Genomic DNA, 17,073 nt, shown 5'->3' with positions numbered 1-17,073 from the left:
ACTTAAAGGAACTCAGGTAAAGGAAAATCCCCTATGCGTCTTTCTCCTCTTTTTCTGGCTATTACTCTGGCATACGGCCAATACGCGTCCGCTGAACAATCCCCATCTGCACCGGTATCAACGCAGGAGCACGTCATGAAAAACACCATCAGTGCCGATAATCCGTTTCTGAAGCCCAGCCCGCTGGAATATCAGGCGCCACAATTTAATCTCTATAAAGACAGCGATTACGAACCGGCGATCCTCGAAGGTATCCGGCAGAAACTCGCTGAAGTCGATAAAATCGCCAGTGATACTGCCCCACCAACCTTTGAAAATACCTACGTAGCGCTGGAAAAATCCGGCGTTATGCTCGGGCGCGTGCTGAATGTTTTTGGTGCGATGACCGGTGCGAACACCAACGACACGCTGCAAAAAATTGATGAAGAGACTTCGCCAAAACTGGCGGCAATGGATGACAGCATCCATCTTAACAGCAAGCTTTTTGCCCGATTGAAAGCTGTCTATGATCAGCGCAGCAGTCTGAAAATTTCTCCTGAATCACAGCGCCTGATTGAGGTGACCTTTAAGGATTTCGAACTGGCAGGCGCTAATCTTTCTGATGCGGATAAAGATAAACTTAAGGCGCTGAACCAGCAGGCCGCGACACTCAGCACGCAGTTCACCAACAAATTGCTGGCCGCGACCAAAGCAGGCGGGCTGACGGTGAGAGACAAAGCGCAGCTGGCCGGGCTGAGCGATGCCGAATTATCGGCTGCCGCGCAGGCCGCCAAAGACCGCAAGCTGGATAACGCCTGGCTTCTGGTGCTGCAAAATACCACCCAGCAGCCGTTATTGCAGTCGCTGGATAATCGTGAAACGCGTAAAGCGTTGTATGAAGCCTCCGTCAATCGTGCTGAAAAAGGCGATGCGAATGACACCCGTGAACTGATTGCGAAGCTGGCAAAAGTGCGTGCGGAGCAGGCCCGGGTGCTGGGCTTCCCGAGCTATGCGGCATGGAAGCTGGAAGACCAGATGGCGAAAACGCCTCAGGCTGCACTGGATTTTATGCATAAGATTGTGCCGGCAGCGACCGCCCGTGCGCAGCGTGAGGCCGCTGATATCCAGGCGGAAATCGATAAACAGAACGGCGGCTTCAAAATGGCTGCCTGGGACTGGCAGCATTACGCACAGCAGGTTCGTAAGGAAAAATACGATCTGGACGACGCGCAGATCAAACCGTATTTCGAGCTGAATAATGTACTGGAAAACGGTGTGTTTTATGCCGCTAACCTGCTGTATGGCATTAGCTTTAAAGAACGCAAAGACCTGCCGGTATATAACCCTGACGTGCGGGTTTTTGAGGTATTCGATAAGGATGGCAAATCGATGGCGTTGTTCTACGCCGATTACTATCAGCGCGATAATAAAGGTGGCGGCGCGTGGATGAGTAATTACGTCGATCAGTCGAAACTGCTGGGTAACAAGCCCGTGATATATAACGTGGCGAATTTCCAGAAACCGGCTGCGGGACAACCGGCATTGCTGTCATGGGATGACGTGATTACGATGTTCCACGAGTTTGGCCACACGCTGCATGGCCTGTTTGCCGATCAGGAATATCCGGGCCTTTCCGGCACGGCGACGCCGCGTGATTTTGTCGAATTCCCGTCGCAGTTTAACGAGCACTGGGCGAGTGATCCGAAAGTATTTACTCACTTCGCCAAACATTATCAGACCGGTCAGGTGATGCCGCAGGCCTTGCAGGACAAAATCGAGAAAGCCAGTAAGTTCAACAAAGGTTATGACATGACCGAGCTTCTGGCGGCCGCGCTGCTGGATATGCACTGGCACAGCCTGAGCGCGGACGCACCGCAGCAGGATGTTGATAAGTTTGAAGCGGATTCGCTGGCGAAAGACAAGGTGAATCTGGCGTATGTGCCACCGCGCTACCGTTCCAGCTATTTCCAGCATATCTGGGGTAACGGTTATGCGGCGGGATATTACGCCTATCTGTGGACCGAAATGCTGGCCGATGATGCCTTTGCGGGTATCACCGAACAGGGGGGACTGACGCGGGAGAATGGTCAGAAATTCCGTGATCAGATCCTCTCACGCGGCAACAGCGAAGACCTGGAAAAACTCTACGAAACCTGGCGTGGCAAAGCGCCGTCGATTGAACCGATGCTGAAAAATCGCGGGCTGGAGGAGTAAACATGGCCATGCCCGGTATCAGGCCGGGCATGGTTTATCTTGTCATAAATATTTAAATCAACGCCCGAAAAACGTCGCTTCCTCTGCTGAAATTCCCCTATGCTTTTCCTCACGTATCCCGCCTGTGAGTGAAATCATGCTTTTCGATTTGCCTGACGATAATGTGCTTTATGCTGCGCTGATTGCCCGTGATCCGGCCTATGACGGCTTTGCTTTTGTCGGCGTTAAAAGCACCGGTATTTTCTGCCGTCTGACTTGTCCGGCACGAAAGCCTAAACGTGAGAACTCGGTATTTTACCCGTCGATGGTCAGCGCGATGGAAGCAGGATTTCGTCCCTGTAAACGCTGCAGGCCGCTGATGCAGGGCGGAGAAAAAGACCCGCTGGTGCTGAAATTGCTTGCTGCACTCGAGAAAGAACCGGAAAGAAAGTGGAGTGAAGGGGATGTTCAGGCAATGAACGTTGATCCTTCCACTGTCCGCCGGGCCTTTAAACGACAGTTTGGCATCACTTTTCTGGAAATGGCGCGCTTGCGCAGGATCGGCAAAGGTGTCGATGCGCTGGCCGGCGGTGAGCCGGTCATTGACGCCCAGCTGGATGCCAGTTTTGAATCCGGGAGCGGATTCCGTGCGGCGATAAGCCGGCAAATCGGGCTGAATCCCAGCCAGGCCAGAAAGCATCAGTTTCTGAAAGCTGACTGGCTGGATACGCCGATCGGTTCCATGCTGGCGATTGCCAGCGGGGATGCGCTGTATCTGCTGGAGTTTATTGATCGTCCGGCATTGCCCAATGAAATCGAGCGGCTGAAACAGCTGACGTCATCTGAAATCATTTTTGGCCGTAATCCGCTAATTGATCAGGTTGAAGACGAACTGAAGGCGTATTTCGCAGGCGAAAAATACACATTCGTCACGCCGCTGGCGGAGTTCGGCTCGTTGTTTACCCGCAAAGTCTGGGATGCGCTCAAAGCTATTCCGGCAGGTGAGTTACGCAGTTATTCCGCGCTGGCTGCCGATATCGGGCAGTCAACGGCTTGCCGCGCAGTCGCCCGGGCTAACGGCGCTAACCAAATTTCAATTCTGATCCCTTGTCATCGCGTGATGGGTGCCGACGGTTCGCTGACCGGTTATGGCGGCGGATTATGGCGAAAGCGGTGGCTGATTGAACACGAAAGAAGAATGGCGCTGAGGCGCTAAATGAGGAGCAGAGTATGAGTCAGCAACGTCAGGCATTGGCATTTTCACAGCTTCACCGCAAAAACAATCCGGTCATTTTATACAATATCTGGGATGCGGGAAGTGCGCTGGCTGTGGAACAGGCGGGGGCAAAAGCCATCGCGACCGGCAGTTGGTCGTGTGCGGCAGCGCAGGGCTATCAGGATGGCGAAGCCATGCCTTTCGCCCGTTTGTTGCAGACGGTGCAACGTATTGCCTGTGTTGTCAGTCTGCCGCTCACGGTGGATTTCGAGACGGGTTATGGTGCTGACCGTCGCGATAATCTGAGCGCACTTTTACAGGCCGGTGTGGTGGGCATTAATGTTGAAGATCAGCGAATGGGATTATCCGCACTGAACGGCATCCGTGAACAATGCGGGATGCTGAGCTCACTGCGTCAGGTGGCGGAAACTCAGGGAATTGCTTTGTTTATCAACGCACGAACCGATATTTTTTTACAGGAAAGTGATCAGTCACGGCATCCTGCACTGATGGCCGAAGCCAAAAAGCGGCTGAGCGCTTATCAGGATGCGGGTGCCAGCGGTTTTTTTGCTCCCGGTTTGAGCGACCTGACACTGATTGCCGAACTCTGTGAGGTATCAGCGCTGCCGGTGAATATTATGACCAGCAACCTGACCCCGCCGCTGGCTGATCTCACGGCGGCGGGTGTCAGCCGGATAAGCTATGGCCCGCACCCTTATATCGGGCTGATGGAGAACCTCAAACAGCAGGCGCGCGCGTTGTATTAGCCGCCAGCCTGTGCCCCATCCAGAAGAATATCAGCCCGCCAGCGGAGGCGGCGATCAGCGCGATAAACATCACCGGCGGGGCGGCGTAACTGAGCAGCAAACCGCACATGACCGGATTTATCGCGCCACCCAGATTGCTCAGGTTCTGCATGCCGTAATAGCTGCCTTTCATGTTTTCCGGCGCGATAAAGTCGATAAACATGTATTCCACCGGGATAACAATCAGTTCGCCAAAACTGAAAATCGCCATTGCGACCACCCAGAACAACACCGATTGTCCGGCAGTCATAAAGCCGGTCAGACCGATGATGAAGAACAGAGTACCGAGAAGCAGCCATTTCAGCAGACTGTTTTGTTTCATCCTGCTGCTTAATGCGTACTGGAAGACGATAACAATCACGGCGTTGGTGATCATCACCGCGCCGATAATTTTATAGGCGAAGGCCGCACTGGTCACCAGAATCAGATACTGCGAGAGGTAACCGGCGAATTGCCCGAACACCACCGAACCCAGTGTGCTGCCCAGTGTGAAGTAAATCAGGCGACGGTCATGAGCCAGAATGCTCAGTGTCTGGCGAAGGTTGGGTTTCGGCAGGGGTTGCTGTTCCTGTTCTGCTTGTGGCGATTTATGGGGAATATTACGTAGCCCCCACGTCAGGGACAACACAGTACCCAGTGCCAGCATGCCGGAAATCACAAACGGCAGCATCGGGCTGAAACCCGCCAGCCAGACACCCAGCGATGAGCCCACAGCCCAGCCGACGTTCACCAGCGTATAGTTCATTGAGAAGGCCTTCACCCGCTTTTCCACCGGTAACCAGCTGGCGATACAGGCTTTGAGCGTAATGCTGAGCAGGGCGTAAGAGGCATTCAGCAATGCCAGAACCAGCAGTACGCCGGTCACATCCGGCAGAAACGGCAACAGCAAAAAACTCAGCCCGAACAGGCTGACTGAGGCGGTAATCAGCGTCCGGTGATTGAACTTATCCACCAGATAGCCACCGTAAAGACTGCTGAGAATACCTATCGCCAGACTGGCACCGAGAATAATTCCGACGCTTTTGGGCAGCAGATGATAGTGCTCGGTCAGATAAATAGTAATAAACGGCAGCGTGACACCACGCCCGATAGTGAGTACTAACGAACTGGCGAGCAAAGCAAGAATTAACGGTGGCATTCCCTTCATGTTGAACGGTATTCCCTGATTAACAGCAACATTTTATTTACATCATAAAACAGTCTGCACAGTTTTTTTCATTACAAAAAAGAGGGAATTAAGAGAGTTGCGCGGCTTGACCCGCGCTTATCGTGATCCGGCTTACGGCTTCTGCGGTGCAACGCCGTGGAACAGCAAAAGGGTGACGTGTTTACGCAACATGTCGGGGGAAATGGGCGATACGCCTCCCTGTCTCATTTTCATTGAAGCCATCGGGAACAGCGTCAGGCCGAACAGGGAAATGAACAACAATGCCGGATTAAGATCCGGGTTTAGCCGTCCTTCTGCCTGCCAGCGGATAATGCACTCCTGTACGATTTTCCGGTTTTTATCGCCGTTACGTTCTTCCATGCGTTTTTTCAGCATACCGCTTTCGCTGATGACTTCGCGTACCCACAGCGGTGCTACCCACGGGTATTTTTCTGCCGCATCAATCATGCATTGCGCCATGTTGGTGATCGCCATCAGCGGGTCATCGGCATGCGTTTCGAAAATGTCCGTAAATCCGGCACGCACCGGCTGAAAACGTTCGTCGATCATCACGTCCAGCAACTGTTCACGGGTCTTGAAATAATAATGCAGCATGGCGGTAGTGACGCCAGCTTCTTTGGCGATCATGCTCAGCGGTGTTTCGGCGATGCCGTATTGGGCAAACAGTTTCAGGGCGGCGTCCAGCAGCAGTTCACGCTTGTCTGCGCCTTTTTTGCCACTGCGGGGACGACCCGGACGACGCGCGGCTGCCGTGGGATCTTTTTTTGCAGATCCTGGCGTTTCTGAGATTTTTCTGTCTGCCATAAGAAAGATGATCCATTGACCAGATGAGTTTGATGCTTCAATATTAATTATATCGTTAATTAATTACAAGTCAGGATCTCATTCATGACGACAATAAATTCGGCACCAGGCGAGGTAGTGCAACAGAAGCCTTCGATAAAGCTGCTGTTCTCTGCGCTGATGCTGGTGATGTTGCTGGCCGCACTTGACCAGACCATAGTCTCCACTGCGCTGCCGACCATCGTCAGTGAACTCGGCGGGATGGAACAGCTCTCGTGGGTGGTGACCTCATATCTGCTGGCCTCCACGATTGTGGTGCCGCTGTACGGTAAGTTTGGTGATCTGCTCGGCCGCAAAGTTGTGCTGCAAACGGCGATTATCGTGTTTTTGCTCGGTTCCGTATTGTGCGGACTGGCGCAGAACATGACTCAGCTGATCCTGATGCGTGCTTTACAGGGGCTGGGCGGCGGCGGGCTGATGGTGGTCAGTATGGCTGCGGTCGGTGATGTGATTCCGCCTGCAGAGCGCGGTAAATATCAGGGGTTATTCGGCGGCGTATTTGGCCTTGCGACAGTTATCGGGCCGCTGATTGGCGGTTTTCTGGTTGAGCATATTTCATGGCGCTGGATTTTCTATATCAATCTGCCGCTGGGGATCTTCGCCCTGCTGGTGATTGGTGTGGCCCTGAAATCGCAGACCGCGCGTATCCGCCATGAAATTGATTTTCTCGGTGCGGGTTATCTCGCGGCGGCGCTGACCTGCATTATTTTGTTCACCAGCGAAGGGGGCACGGTGTATCAGTGGTCAGATCCGCAGCTGTGGTGCATTCTGGCGTTCGGTATTGTGACCCTCGGTGGCTTCATTTATGAAGAGACGCTGGCGGCAGAGCCGATTATTCCGCTGGGCCTGTTCCGTGACCGTACGTTCCTGCTGAGTTGTGCAATAAGCTTTATTATCGGTATGTCTCTGATGGGGTCGATGACCTTTCTGCCGCTGTATTTGCAGGTGGTGAAAGGCTCGTCGCCGTCACAAGCCGGGATGCAACTGTTGCCGCTGATGGCCGCGCTGCTGGTCAGCTCGGTTATCAGCGGACGTCTGATTAGCCGCATCGGGCGCTACCGCATCTTCCCGATTATCGGGACGTTGCTGAGTTTTGCCGGCATGGTGTTGCTGGGCTTTCTGAAAGTCAGCACACCGGTGCATATGTTGTATCTCTATATCGGTGTGCTCGGTCTCGGGCTGGGCATGGTGATGCAGGTGCTGGTGCTGGCGGTGCAAAATGCGGTGTCGATGAAGCAGATGGGGGTGGCAACATCCGGGGTGACGCTGTTCCGTTCTATCGGTGGTTCCATCGGCGTGGCAATGTTTGGTGCGATTTTTACCCATGTGCTGCGTGATCAGCTGGGGGCATTGATCCCCGAAGGCACGGTGCTTCCGCGCTCGCTGGGTGCGCAGGCGGTGCAGGAATTACCGGCCGCCATCCGTGCTGATTATTTGCAGGCCTTTGGCTCGGCGCTGCACTCGGTGTATCTGATAGCCGCGTGCGTGATGGTGCTGGCGTTTGTCCTGTCGCTGTTACAAAAAGATGCTGTGCTGAAGAAATAACCGGCCATACTCCCCGTGATTTGCACTAAGCTTTGCCCTTTACGGCGTTGAAATGGCATGGAAACCAGCAACGCCGACAGGGATATCATAAAGGGGATCCGCTATGCTGTTTCGCCGTTTCGAGCGAATGATCGACATCTTCCGTGAGGCACCGGCCGTTGAGCCGCCGGATCAGGTACTGCCTTTCTATGTTTATTATCTGCGCCAGGTCTGGCCGAGTTTCGCTATTTTACTGGTGGTGGGGCTGATCGGTGCGCTGATCGAAGTCTCGCTGTTCAGCTATCTCAGCCAGATTATCGACCTGACCAAGGACACCCCGCCGGGCAGTTTTTTCACCGACCATAGGGGCGAGCTTCTCTGGATGGCGGCGGTCGCGATGATCCTGCGGCCGGTATTTATCGGGCTGCATGATTTGCTGGTTCACCAGACCATCAGTCCGGGCATGACCAGCATGATCCGCTGGCAGAACCACAAGTATGTCCTCAAACAGAGCCTGAACTTTTTCCAGAGCGATTTCGCCGGACGCATTGCCCAGCGCATTATGCAGACCGGTAACTCGCTGCGCGATTCGGCGGTGCAGGCGGTGGACGCCATCTGGCATGTGGTCATTTATGCCGCCAGTGCGTTATTCCTGTTTGCCGAGGCGGACTGGCGGCTGATGATCCCGCTGATTATCTGGATTTTTGGCTACGGTATCTGTCTGCGTTATTTCGTGCCGCGCGTGAAACAACGCTCGGTGCAATCATCGGAAGCGCGTTCAAAGCTGATGGGTTGTATCGTTGACGGTTACACCAATATCACAACGCTTAAACTGTTCGCCCATACGGATCTTGAACAGAAATACGCGCGCGAAGCGATCACTGAACAGACCGAGAAAACCCAGCTGGCAGGGCGCCTGGTCACGGGGATGGATGTGTCGATCACCACGCTGAACGGGTTGCTGATTGTCAGCACCACCGGTCTGGCTCTGTGGTTGTGGACGCAGTCGCTGATAAGCGTCGGGGCTATCGCGCTGGCGACGGGTCTGGTTATTCGTATCGTGAATATGTCCGGTTGGATCATGTGGGTGGTGAACGGTATTTTTGAAAATATCGGCATGGTACAGGATGGCCTGCACACCATTGCGCGGCCGCTGACGGTAACGGATATTCCGCAGGCGAAAGCGCTGAAAGTGGATCAGGGTGCGATCCATTTCGATCATATTGAATTTAACTATGGAAAAGAGAATGACGGCAAAGGTGGCCGGGTGATCCCGAATCTGGATCTGGCGATTCGCCCCGGCGAGAAGATCGGTCTGATCGGACCGTCCGGCGCGGGGAAATCCACACTGGTCAATCTGCTGTTGCGTCTTTATGACATCGACGGTGGCCGTATTTTGATTGATCAGCAGAATATTGCGGAGGTCACTCAGGAAAGCCTGCGCGCCCAAATCGGTATGATCACGCAGGACACCTCACTGTTGCACCGTTCAATCCGCGATAATCTGCTTTATGGCAGGCCGGGCGCGACGGAAGAAGAGTTGCAGCGGGCAATCCGTCAGGCGCGTGCCGATGAATTTATCCCGCAGCTTTATGATTCACTGGGCAGAACCGGGCTGGATGCGCATGTCGGCGAACGCGGCGTTAAACTTTCCGGCGGGCAGCGTCAGCGTATTGCGATTGCCCGTGTATTACTGAAAAACGCCCCGATCCTGATCATGGATGAAGCCACGTCGGCGCTGGATTCCGAAGTGGAAGCGGCAATCCAGGAAAGTCTGGAGACGCTGATGGGCGGCAAAACGGTGATTGCGATTGCACACCGCTTATCGACCATCGCCAAAATGGATCGCCTGGTGGTGCTGGAAAAAGGACAGATTGTCGAGACGGGCAATCACGCCGAGCTGCTGGCGCACGGTGGTCTTTATGCGCGCTTATGGCAACACCAGACCGGCGGTTTTGTCGGTATGGATTAAGGCCGCACTTAACAGACGTCGTGCCGGTAGGGCAGCACTTCACGGGCTTCATCGGCCCAGCGCTGCACGGCGGCACGTTCTTCCACCAGAAAATCCTCCACGGCATCGCGCAAACCCGGATGCCGTAAATAGTGCCAGGAGTCGGTGATCACCGGTTCAAAACCGCGCAGCAGCTTGTGTTCCCCTTGTGCCCCCGCGTCGAAACGCGCCAGTCCGCTGGCAATCGCATATTCCATTCCCTGATAAAAACAGGTCTCGAAATGGAGCCGGTCAAATTCCGCTACACATCCCCAGTAGCGGCCATAAAACGTATCGCCGCTGATTAAGCTGAAGGCCATCGCCACGTCGCGGCCGTTTTGCTGAGCAAACACCACGCGGATAGCCTGCGGCATTCTTTCCGCCAGCAGGCTGAAAAAAGTGCGGGTCAGATACGGCGACTGGCCGCGAACTGCATAGGTATTGCTGTAACAGGCATAGACGAAATCCCATTGCGCTTCTGTGACCTGCGCACCTTCCCGCCAGACAAAATTGATTCCTTGTGACGCCACCTGTTCCCGCTCTTTGCGAAACTGTTTGCGCTTACGCGACGTCAGCGCGTCGAGGTAATCCTGAAAATCCCGGTAGCCACGGTTTTGCCAGTGATACTGCAGGCCCTGACGGTGCTGCCAGACCGCCTGATCGCCCATCAGCCGGTTGGCGCGTTCGTCAGTAAAATTAATATGCGCACCGGTCAGTCCATTCTCTTCCAGATAATCAGGCAATGTCTGTAACAGATTGATCACCGCCGATTCCTCACCCAGCAACCTTGCGCCGGTCACCGGGCTGAAGGGTACGGCGCCCAGCCATTTCGGGTAATAAGCAATGCCTGAACGCTGGCAGGCATCTGCCCAGCCCTGATCAAACACATATTCGCCATAAGAATGGTGCTTGCGGTAGCCGGGAATGGCGGCGCAGATTTCGCCGTTTTCCTGCCAGAGAAGGTGCTGCGGACGCCAGCCGGAATGTGGCCCCAGGCTGCCGCTGTCTTCCAGCGCGGATAAAAATGCATGACTCAGGAAAGGCTGCTGCGCAGGCACCAGCGCATCCCACTGTGCGGCAGGACAATTGGCCAGACGGTTTAACGTAATAACAGACATCAATTATTCTCGCTGTGGCGTAAAAGAGAAATCGGTTAACTGTCGTTCAGGCAGGGGGATATTACGGCAGAGGTGAAGACAACACTATAATAAGACTTAAGTCGATGATTTATCATCCGGAACATTATTTACAAATGTTCCGGATGTTTTAATTAACTGGCTCTGACTTCAGGGTTATCAGACAGCGAAATAAAAGCGCCGCTTTTCGCATCGAAAGCTTCGATAGAACCCGATTCAATATCATAAACCCAGCCGTGCAGGGTAATTTCCCCTTTCGCCAGCGCGACGGCAACGCAAGGGTGTGTGCGCAGGTTACTGAGCTGGGCAACGACGTTCTGGTGCACCATACCGTTGACGCGGGCCTCAGGGTTTTCGTGTTCGACGGATTCATTGATGGCTTTCGCGGCATCGGAATAACGCAGCCAGTGGGCGACTGCCGGCATGTGATCCAGACAGGTGCAGTTCGCAATGGCGCTCATTGCGCCGCAGTTGGAGTGCCCGCAGATCACGATATCTTTCACGCCCAGCGCCATGACGGCATATTCTACCGTGGCGGAAACGCCGCCCGGTTCCGGCCCGAATGGCGGCACAATATTACCGGCATTACGGATAACAAACAGTTCGCCCGGTTCACGCTGCGTGACCAATTCCGGCACTAGCCGGCTGTCAGAACAGGAGATAAACAAGGTTTTAGGATTTTGGTTTAACGCGAGTTTTTTGAATAAGTTAGAGCGTTGCGGAAACGCTTCTTTCTGGAATCTGAGGAAACCTTCAATGACGTCTTTCATAGGGGAATTCCATGTATTTCAATGCCAGTGAGTCTGCCACGAAAAAAAAGCCAGATCAATCAGACGAAATATCAACACTATTTACAGGGAAATAAGCGGGTGCAAAATAATATCATTTACCGGGGATAAAATTTCACATTCTGTTTTTTTAATGCCATACCTTTATCTCAATGCTATTCGTCCCCATATTTCTTCTACCCCCTCAGTGAAGGAGTCTGTATGACAATCGAATACGCTATTTTCGGTGGCGGCTGTTTCTGGTGTACGGAAGCGGTGTTCAAAGACGTCATCGGCGTGGAGTCGGTGGAAAGTGTGTACACCGGCGGGCGTCGTCCGAATCCGAATTATGAACAGGTTTGCACCGGCACGACCGGCCATGCGGAAGCCATCCGTGTAGGGTTTGACCCGGAAAAACTGACCTACGGCGATTTACTGGATATCCATTTTGCGACGCACGATCCGACCCAGCTTAACCGCCAGGGGAATGATGTCGGTACGCAATACCGTTCAGCGATTTTCCCGGCTAACGACCAGCAAAAAGCAGAGGCGGAAGCGGCAATACTGCGTGCGCAACATGATCACAGTGATCCGATTGTCACCAGCATTGAACCGCTCGGTGAAGTCTACGTGGCCGAGGGTTATCACCAGAATTACTGGGATGGCGCAGGACAGCAGAACCGTTACTGCATGGCGGTGATCCCGCCGAAACTGCAAAAATTGCGCAAGAGCTTTGCGCAGCGGACGAAATCTTTGCAAAAGTAATCACGTTTCTGGCCGTTTTATCGGCTCAGCCAGCACATTCTCTGTGCTGGCTGACGGCGTTTAATCCCGCCTATTATTCTTCCGGTAATACGCCCCCTTTTGCCCAATGTGATTTTGGTATTTCAGTGATTATCACATCCACACTTTCAGGCTTACAGTTAAGCGTTTCTACCGCCAGGCGGGTCACTTCACGGGCAAAATCGCGTTTTTGTTCAGCAGTGCGGCCCGGCAACATTTCCAAACGGATCATCGGCATAGTAAATCCTTCGTTATTAGGCCCTCACGACGGGGGCAAAATCTATTCTACGGAAGGATTGAGAAGAATAAAGACGTGAAAAACAAAAGCCGGAACCTCTGTTCTGGCTTTTGGCTCCCTCAGAATCCGTAGCGGATTGCATCCTTACTTTGCTGCATCAGCGCATCGATTTTCTCAGAATATTGCTCCAGCCCTTTGCCGTCACCGGCTTCAGAGCACTGACGTCGCCGGGCATTGTAGGCTTTCATCAACTGAGCCTGGGCAAACCCGGGTTTGCCATAACAGGCCATGCTTTGCTCCCAGCAGGCAATGGCCGCGTCCAGATCCTGCTGTTCCTGATACTGTTTTCCCAGTTCATTAAGTGCTTTCGCCGACGCCTGCGGCGGCATCTGTTGCGCTAAAATTTGTCCGATGCGTGTGTCCAAACTTTTATCCATAAGAAGGCTCTCCGGTTCGCTTAGTGGAAGAAGTTAAGAATGTGGCCGAATACCAGCCCGACGCTGATGACGTCTGAGTCACTGAACGTCACGTTCGAGAAGCCGAACTTACCCAGCAGCGGCAGCAGCAACGCAGGCAGCAGGGTGATAAACAGGCCGTGGAAGATGCCGCCGATAATTGCGCCGCGCCGCCCGCCGACGGCATTGCCGAAGATACCCGCTGTGCCACCCGCGAAGAAGTTGGTCAGCATGCCCGGTAAAATCATCGCCAGCCCGAGGCTCGGAAACAGGAACATGCCGATGACGGAGCCAATGGTGGTGGAAATGAAGCCGATAATGACGGCGTTCGGTGCATACGGAAACAGCACCGGGCAATCGAGTGCCGGAATGGCGTTCGGGACAATGCGCAGGGCGATGCCGCGAAATGCCGGTACGATTTCCGCCAGCAACAGGCGGACACCTGATAGCAGAACATAAACGCCGACCACAAACTGAATGGATTGCAGGAACGAATAGACCAGATAGTTGACGTTATTGGCGTAAGGCGCGACGACTTCCGGACCTGCGGCAATCGCCGGGATCAGGTAAATCGGGATCATCACCACCATCATCGACAGGTAGGTGTCCTGCAGAAAAGAGAAAGATTGCGGCAGCTCGAAATCTTCGGTGCTTTTACTGACATCGCCGGTGATTTTCGCCACACCCGCCTGCACGATATAACCGATGGTGCAAAAATGGCCGAGTGCAATGTCATCGGAACCGGTGATTTTACGCACGATCGGCTGAGCCAGCACCGGCATCCCGACGGCCATAATGCCCGCAATAATGCCGCCGGTCAGGATCAGTTCCGTACCGCGCAAACCGCCCATATACCCGATAACGGAACATACCGTGGCCATCCACAGGGAGGCCTGTCCGGTGAGAAAGATATATTTGAAACGGGTCAGGCGGGCAATCAGGATATTGACGATAAACGCCAGAACCATAATTAATGCGGTTTCACGCCCGAGGGTTTGCTGTGCGATACCGGCAATAGAACCGACGTCGGTAACAATCCCGCGCATATGAAACCCTTTCTGGAATATTTCACCCAGAAAGGTCAGGGCATTAACAATAATACTTGCACCGGAAAGCAGAACCAAAAAACCCAGAAGCGTTTTTAATGTGCCGGTAATAACTTGCCCGGTGCTTTTCTTTAATGCTATCAGACCAATCATGGCGATCAGTGATATTAATATTGATGCCTGGCCTAATACATCATTGACAATAAAGTGAAGGAAAGACATAAGCGTCCCCTGTAGAGTTCACGGTAATTGTTCTGTTGATTTAATTTATACGTATTGTGAATTAAGACGGCATGTTATTACGTGGCCAGATGCCCCATCTCCTGAAGAATAGGCGTCAGCTTGGTCTTTATTTCATTTTTATCCACCAGTCGTTTCAGATAAATAATATTGGCACTAATGGTGTAATGCTGAAATTGCGATCTGAAATTTTCGCCGGTCATAATAATGTCAGCTCTTGAAGACGTGGCGCTGGAAATATCACAATGTGATAAATCGGCTTCCACACCCAGATCCTTCAGTGCCGCTTCGATACTCATTTCACAGGCAAAACTGCTGCCCAGACCCGCACCGCATACCGCCAGGATTGATAGCTTTTTCATCATTTTTCCTTACGTTCTTTGTAGGTGTTCATAAAGGGTTATGTTTATCTTTTTCACTTCACGTCTAAAACTGCCGGATAATCTCTAATGCTTCCTGCTTGTTTTTACTGCGTTTTAATCGTTCCGCTGCCTCGTCATCGCAGAACAGATGGGAAAGGCTGGCAATCATTTCGATGTGCGAATGGCTGTCCACCGCGGCCAGCGCGAAGATAACGTAAACCGGATCATTACCTTCACTGCCAAACTCAACGCCTTCTGAAACAATGACCAAAGACAGTGCCGTCCGGTTAACCCCTTCTTCAGGCCGGGCGTGTGGCATCGCAATACCTTCGCCCAAAACATAATAAGGTCCGATCTCCCGGTGCATATCATATATAGCCTGAAGATAGCGATTTTCCGCTGCGCCCGAATCAATTAACGGTTGTACGGCAATTGCTACTGCACTTTTCCAGTCATCTGTTTTGCTAATGATTTGCGTGTTGTTTTCATTAATCCAGTCGCTTAACATAATACCTCTTCATATGAATAGGGTCTTTTCTCAGTATGATATTTAATTAAAATAAAAACTGTGATCTGTCCAATCCTATTAGCCATCAATGAACGATAATAATTTCAAACAACCTGAAAGAATGAATGATAGTAGAGGGTTAACAATATCCCGATATCAGAATTAACTTACTTTTTCAGTAAATAAATATTTCCTTTGTTCAGGTATTTATTGGAGTTGTGTGTGGAATGCATTAATTATCCACGTATGAATATCAACAATGTTCACAGGCTTATTTTGTCCGATAACATTCTGGTCCACAGAATACACTGGCCCTGAGGTTATTGGTCGTGCATTTCCGGCGAGAATTTTTAATTCGGGAATATATTCTGCCCCGACATGTCCCGGTAAACGTTCGCCCAGTCGTGAGGAAAATCGTTCGGCCGCACGTTCAGCATCAATCTGGCACCAGATTTCCACAACCTGTGATGCGCCCGCCCGTTGCAGATAATCCTGCAATACCTCTTTGGGCTGAAAACCAAACCACGCATCGACAATAAAAGTGCTGCCCTGAGGCGCGCCGCCGATGATGTCCCAGATAACCTGATAACTTGCCAGCCCGAGCACGCGGTTAAAAGGACGGTCAACATTCTCTAATCGCTGAAGAAATGGGTTTTTAATGCCATCAAGCGACAGTTGCAGCCAGCCGCTGTATGCAGAAAGCTCAACGGCGAGCCGGCTTTTACCTGACGCCGGGATCCCGTTCACCAGGATGACGCGTTTGCCGGTAAAGCCATTTCGTGAGGCGCTTCTGTTTTCAGACATGTTCCACCTGTTGTGTCTGGTTGTGTGCCGGTGCATGGAAATGCTGCTCAATGACGGCCTGAAGTTCGTTCAGACGCGGTACAGCCAGCGATTCCAGACGGGATTTTGTCGCGTTGCGGTCCAGTGAGATGCAGTCTTTCCACAATGATCGGCCTGCGATAACGCCTGATGCGCCTTCGCTCATGGCATCCGCCACTTGTTTGAGGAAGGTGGAATGGTCAACGCCCGCAGAAAGCACGGCCCACGGCACGTCGCCCGCGAGTTTCGTGATGTCAGCACAGGCTTGTTTTGAGCCAGGATAGGGCAGTTTCAACACCTTAGCCCCGCATTCCAGACAAATCTTCGTGCCGCCATAAATCAGAGACGGGACTTTTTCTTTATATTCTTCCCCGGTTTCGTTGTCGAGTTGATAGGTCAGGAACTCCACCACCAGCAGCAGGTCTTCGCGGGCGAAATCTTCAATGCACTGGCGCAGAATATCAATGTTATGACGGTTTGCCGCTTCCTGATCGGAACGCAGATACACCATGATTTTACCGCCGGTCGCGCCGAGTTCACGCACACGACGTGCATCGACATTCTCCACCAGCCGTGACAGACGATAACCTTCCGGCGAATTATCCCAGCCTGATGCATCCAGGCCAATCAGCAGCGCGGTGTCGCGGGCAATGATGCCGTTGTCCACCAGTTGCGGCACGGCACAGACCGGATCGACCAGTACGCAGGAGGCTTTGCTGGCAAGATATTGCGTGATGTCGGCTTTAATCAGCCCGAGTTCGTGCTCTGAAATGGCAGATTGTTGTTGCGGATCGCTGGCGAGCAGGCTGCGCATGGCGCCGCGCTGGTCACAGGCGATCACCATCATTGCGCCATTTTTACCGCAAATCTGCTGATAGCTGCGTAATTCTGAGGTGGACATTTTTGACATGGAACTCTCCTTTGCGTGAAATTTATTACAGATGAAAAAATCTCGATTACACTGGACGTTCTGTGTTTACCCCCTGGATAAACGGGG

The 17,073-nt window shown here is 52.7% G+C and carries 17 protein-coding genes; 6 read left to right on the top strand and 11 right to left on the bottom strand.

What is annotated here, in order from left to right; translation table 11 throughout:
- Positions 1-33 precede the first annotated feature (33 nt).
- The 3 genes from dcp (at position 34) to ETV65_RS16415 (ending at position 4,155) form a co-directional block, all read left to right on the top strand.
- The gene (gene dcp, locus ETV65_RS16425) at positions 34-2,193 is read left to right on the top strand and encodes a peptidyl-dipeptidase Dcp (RefSeq protein ID WP_129953894.1); all 2,160 of its coding nucleotides are present in this window, start codon (positions 34-36) and stop codon (positions 2,191-2,193) included.
- A 136-nt stretch (positions 2,194-2,329) separates the two neighbouring features.
- Positions 2,330-3,388 (top strand): trifunctional transcriptional activator/DNA repair protein Ada/methylated-DNA--[protein]-cysteine S-methyltransferase, encoded by a 1,059-nt coding sequence (locus ETV65_RS16420; RefSeq protein WP_129954176.1) that lies wholly within the window; start codon positions 2,330-2,332, stop codon positions 3,386-3,388.
- A 14-nt stretch (positions 3,389-3,402) separates the two neighbouring features.
- A complete protein-coding gene (locus tag ETV65_RS16415; RefSeq protein ID WP_129953892.1) occupies positions 3,403-4,155 on the top strand; it encodes an isocitrate lyase/phosphoenolpyruvate mutase family protein in 753 nt (250 codons plus the stop codon).
- Here the strand turns inward: ETV65_RS16415 and ETV65_RS16410 are convergent.
- Positions 4,127-5,341, bottom strand: a complete 1,215-nt coding sequence (locus tag ETV65_RS16410; RefSeq protein WP_129953890.1) for an MFS transporter — start codon at positions 5,339-5,341, stop codon at positions 4,127-4,129. The genes ETV65_RS16415 and ETV65_RS16410 overlap by 29 nt on opposite strands.
- Before the next feature lie 132 nt (positions 5,342-5,473).
- Positions 5,474-6,166: a TetR/AcrR family transcriptional regulator gene (locus tag ETV65_RS16405; RefSeq protein ID WP_129953888.1), complete on the bottom strand. Its 693-nt coding sequence runs from the start codon at positions 6,164-6,166 to the stop codon at positions 5,474-5,476.
- 84 nt (positions 6,167-6,250) lie between these two features.
- On the opposite strand from ETV65_RS16405, the gene ETV65_RS16400 reads away from it, so the two are divergent.
- Both ETV65_RS16400 and ETV65_RS16395 read left to right on the top strand, forming a co-directional pair.
- Positions 6,251-7,750, top strand: a complete 1,500-nt coding sequence (locus ETV65_RS16400; RefSeq protein ID WP_129953886.1) for an MDR family MFS transporter — start codon at positions 6,251-6,253, stop codon at positions 7,748-7,750.
- Positions 7,751-7,853: 103 nt separating this feature from the next.
- Positions 7,854-9,701 (top strand): ABC transporter ATP-binding protein, encoded by a 1,848-nt coding sequence (locus ETV65_RS16395; protein WP_129953885.1) that lies wholly within the window; start codon positions 7,854-7,856, stop codon positions 9,699-9,701.
- A gap of 8 nt (positions 9,702-9,709) precedes the next feature.
- Here the strand turns inward: ETV65_RS16395 and ETV65_RS16390 are convergent, their stop codons facing one another.
- Together ETV65_RS16390 and ETV65_RS16385 are read right to left on the bottom strand one after the other, a co-directional pair.
- Positions 9,710-10,837 carry a GNAT family N-acetyltransferase gene (locus tag ETV65_RS16390; RefSeq protein WP_129953884.1) on the bottom strand — a complete coding sequence of 376 codons (1,128 nt, stop codon included), beginning with the start codon at positions 10,835-10,837 and terminating at the stop codon, positions 9,710-9,712.
- A 152-nt stretch (positions 10,838-10,989) separates the two neighbouring features.
- On the bottom strand, positions 10,990-11,625 hold the full coding sequence (locus ETV65_RS16385; RefSeq protein WP_129953883.1) for a carbonic anhydrase: 636 nt from the start codon (positions 11,623-11,625) through the stop codon (positions 10,990-10,992).
- 219 nt (positions 11,626-11,844) lie between these two features.
- Between ETV65_RS16385 and msrA the strand changes: the two genes are divergently transcribed.
- Positions 11,845-12,387 carry a peptide-methionine (S)-S-oxide reductase MsrA gene (gene msrA, locus ETV65_RS16380; protein WP_129953882.1) on the top strand — a complete coding sequence of 181 codons (543 nt, stop codon included), beginning with the start codon at positions 11,845-11,847 and terminating at the stop codon, positions 12,385-12,387.
- Between the two features lie 73 nt (positions 12,388-12,460).
- Here msrA and ETV65_RS16375 read toward each other — a convergent pair whose 3' ends face one another.
- From ETV65_RS16375 to ETV65_RS16345, 7 genes are all read right to left on the bottom strand, one after another.
- Positions 12,461-12,643 (bottom strand): 4-oxalocrotonate tautomerase, encoded by a 183-nt coding sequence (locus tag ETV65_RS16375; RefSeq protein ID WP_129953881.1) that lies wholly within the window; start codon positions 12,641-12,643, stop codon positions 12,461-12,463.
- A 119-nt stretch (positions 12,644-12,762) separates the two neighbouring features.
- Positions 12,763-13,080 (bottom strand): hypothetical protein, encoded by a 318-nt coding sequence (locus ETV65_RS16370; RefSeq protein ID WP_205951598.1) that lies wholly within the window; start codon positions 13,078-13,080, stop codon positions 12,763-12,765.
- A gap of 20 nt (positions 13,081-13,100) precedes the next feature.
- Positions 13,101-14,366, bottom strand: coding sequence for a PTS sugar transporter subunit IIC (locus tag ETV65_RS16365; protein ID WP_129953880.1), 1,266 nt, complete (start codon positions 14,364-14,366; stop codon positions 13,101-13,103).
- Positions 14,367-14,443: 77 nt separating this feature from the next.
- Positions 14,444-14,746: a PTS sugar transporter subunit IIB gene (locus ETV65_RS16360; RefSeq protein ID WP_129953879.1), complete on the bottom strand. Its 303-nt coding sequence runs from the start codon at positions 14,744-14,746 to the stop codon at positions 14,444-14,446.
- Between the two features lie 64 nt (positions 14,747-14,810).
- Entirely contained in the window at positions 14,811-15,254 is a 444-nt protein-coding gene (locus tag ETV65_RS16355) for a PTS sugar transporter subunit IIA (protein ID WP_129953878.1), read from the bottom strand.
- Between the two features lie 207 nt (positions 15,255-15,461).
- On the bottom strand, positions 15,462-16,058 hold the full coding sequence (locus tag ETV65_RS16350) for an AAA family ATPase (RefSeq protein ID WP_129953877.1): 597 nt from the start codon (positions 16,056-16,058) through the stop codon (positions 15,462-15,464).
- Positions 16,051-16,986 (bottom strand): tagatose-bisphosphate aldolase, encoded by a 936-nt coding sequence (locus ETV65_RS16345; RefSeq protein WP_129953876.1) that lies wholly within the window; start codon positions 16,984-16,986, stop codon positions 16,051-16,053. The genes ETV65_RS16350 and ETV65_RS16345 overlap by 8 nt, the downstream gene beginning before the upstream one ends.
- Positions 16,987-17,073: the final 87 nt, after the last annotated feature.

The sequence above is a fragment of the Rahnella sp. RFA10(1/100) genome (assembly GCF_004195115.1).
GTDB classification, from domain to species: Bacteria; Pseudomonadota; Gammaproteobacteria; order Enterobacterales; family Enterobacteriaceae; genus Rahnella; species Rahnella perminowiae.
The sequence above is the reverse complement of the archived record's forward strand: the minus strand, read 5'-3'. Positions and strand labels throughout refer to the sequence as shown.

Bases quoted from the DNA above. Each gene is read 5' to 3' on its own strand.
- ETV65_RS16365 (WP_129953880.1), bottom strand. From the start codon at position 14,366: ATGTCTTTCCTTCACTTTATTGTCAATGATGTATTAGGCCAGGCATCA.
- ETV65_RS16355 (WP_129953878.1), bottom strand. From the start codon at position 15,254: ATGTTAAGCGACTGGATTAATGAAAACAACACGCAAATCATTAGCAAA.
- msrA (WP_129953882.1), top strand. From the start codon at position 11,845: ATGACAATCGAATACGCTATTTTCGGTGGCGGCTGTTTCTGGTGTACG.
- ETV65_RS16350 (WP_129953877.1), bottom strand. From the start codon at position 16,058: ATGTCTGAAAACAGAAGCGCCTCACGAAATGGCTTTACCGGCAAACGC.
- ETV65_RS16375 (WP_129953881.1), bottom strand. From the start codon at position 12,643: ATGCCGATGATCCGTTTGGAAATGTTGCCGGGCCGCACTGCTGAACAA.
- ETV65_RS16370 (WP_205951598.1), bottom strand. From the start codon at position 13,080: ATGGATAAAAGTTTGGACACACGCATCGGACAAATTTTAGCGCAACAG.
- ETV65_RS16385 (WP_129953883.1), bottom strand. From the start codon at position 11,625: ATGAAAGACGTCATTGAAGGTTTCCTCAGATTCCAGAAAGAAGCGTTT.
- ETV65_RS16405 (WP_129953888.1), bottom strand. From the start codon at position 6,166: ATGGCAGACAGAAAAATCTCAGAAACGCCAGGATCTGCAAAAAAAGAT.
- ETV65_RS16415 (WP_129953892.1), top strand. From the start codon at position 3,403: ATGAGTCAGCAACGTCAGGCATTGGCATTTTCACAGCTTCACCGCAAA.
- ETV65_RS16390 (WP_129953884.1), bottom strand. From the start codon at position 10,837: ATGTCTGTTATTACGTTAAACCGTCTGGCCAATTGTCCTGCCGCACAG.
- ETV65_RS16400 (WP_129953886.1), top strand. From the start codon at position 6,251: ATGACGACAATAAATTCGGCACCAGGCGAGGTAGTGCAACAGAAGCCT.
- dcp (WP_129953894.1), top strand. From the start codon at position 34: ATGCGTCTTTCTCCTCTTTTTCTGGCTATTACTCTGGCATACGGCCAA.
- ETV65_RS16360 (WP_129953879.1), bottom strand. From the start codon at position 14,746: ATGAAAAAGCTATCAATCCTGGCGGTATGCGGTGCGGGTCTGGGCAGC.
- ETV65_RS16420 (WP_129954176.1), top strand. From the start codon at position 2,330: ATGCTTTTCGATTTGCCTGACGATAATGTGCTTTATGCTGCGCTGATT.
- ETV65_RS16410 (WP_129953890.1), bottom strand. From the start codon at position 5,341: ATGAAGGGAATGCCACCGTTAATTCTTGCTTTGCTCGCCAGTTCGTTA.
- ETV65_RS16345 (WP_129953876.1), bottom strand. From the start codon at position 16,986: ATGTCAAAAATGTCCACCTCAGAATTACGCAGCTATCAGCAGATTTGC.
- ETV65_RS16395 (WP_129953885.1), top strand. From the start codon at position 7,854: ATGCTGTTTCGCCGTTTCGAGCGAATGATCGACATCTTCCGTGAGGCA.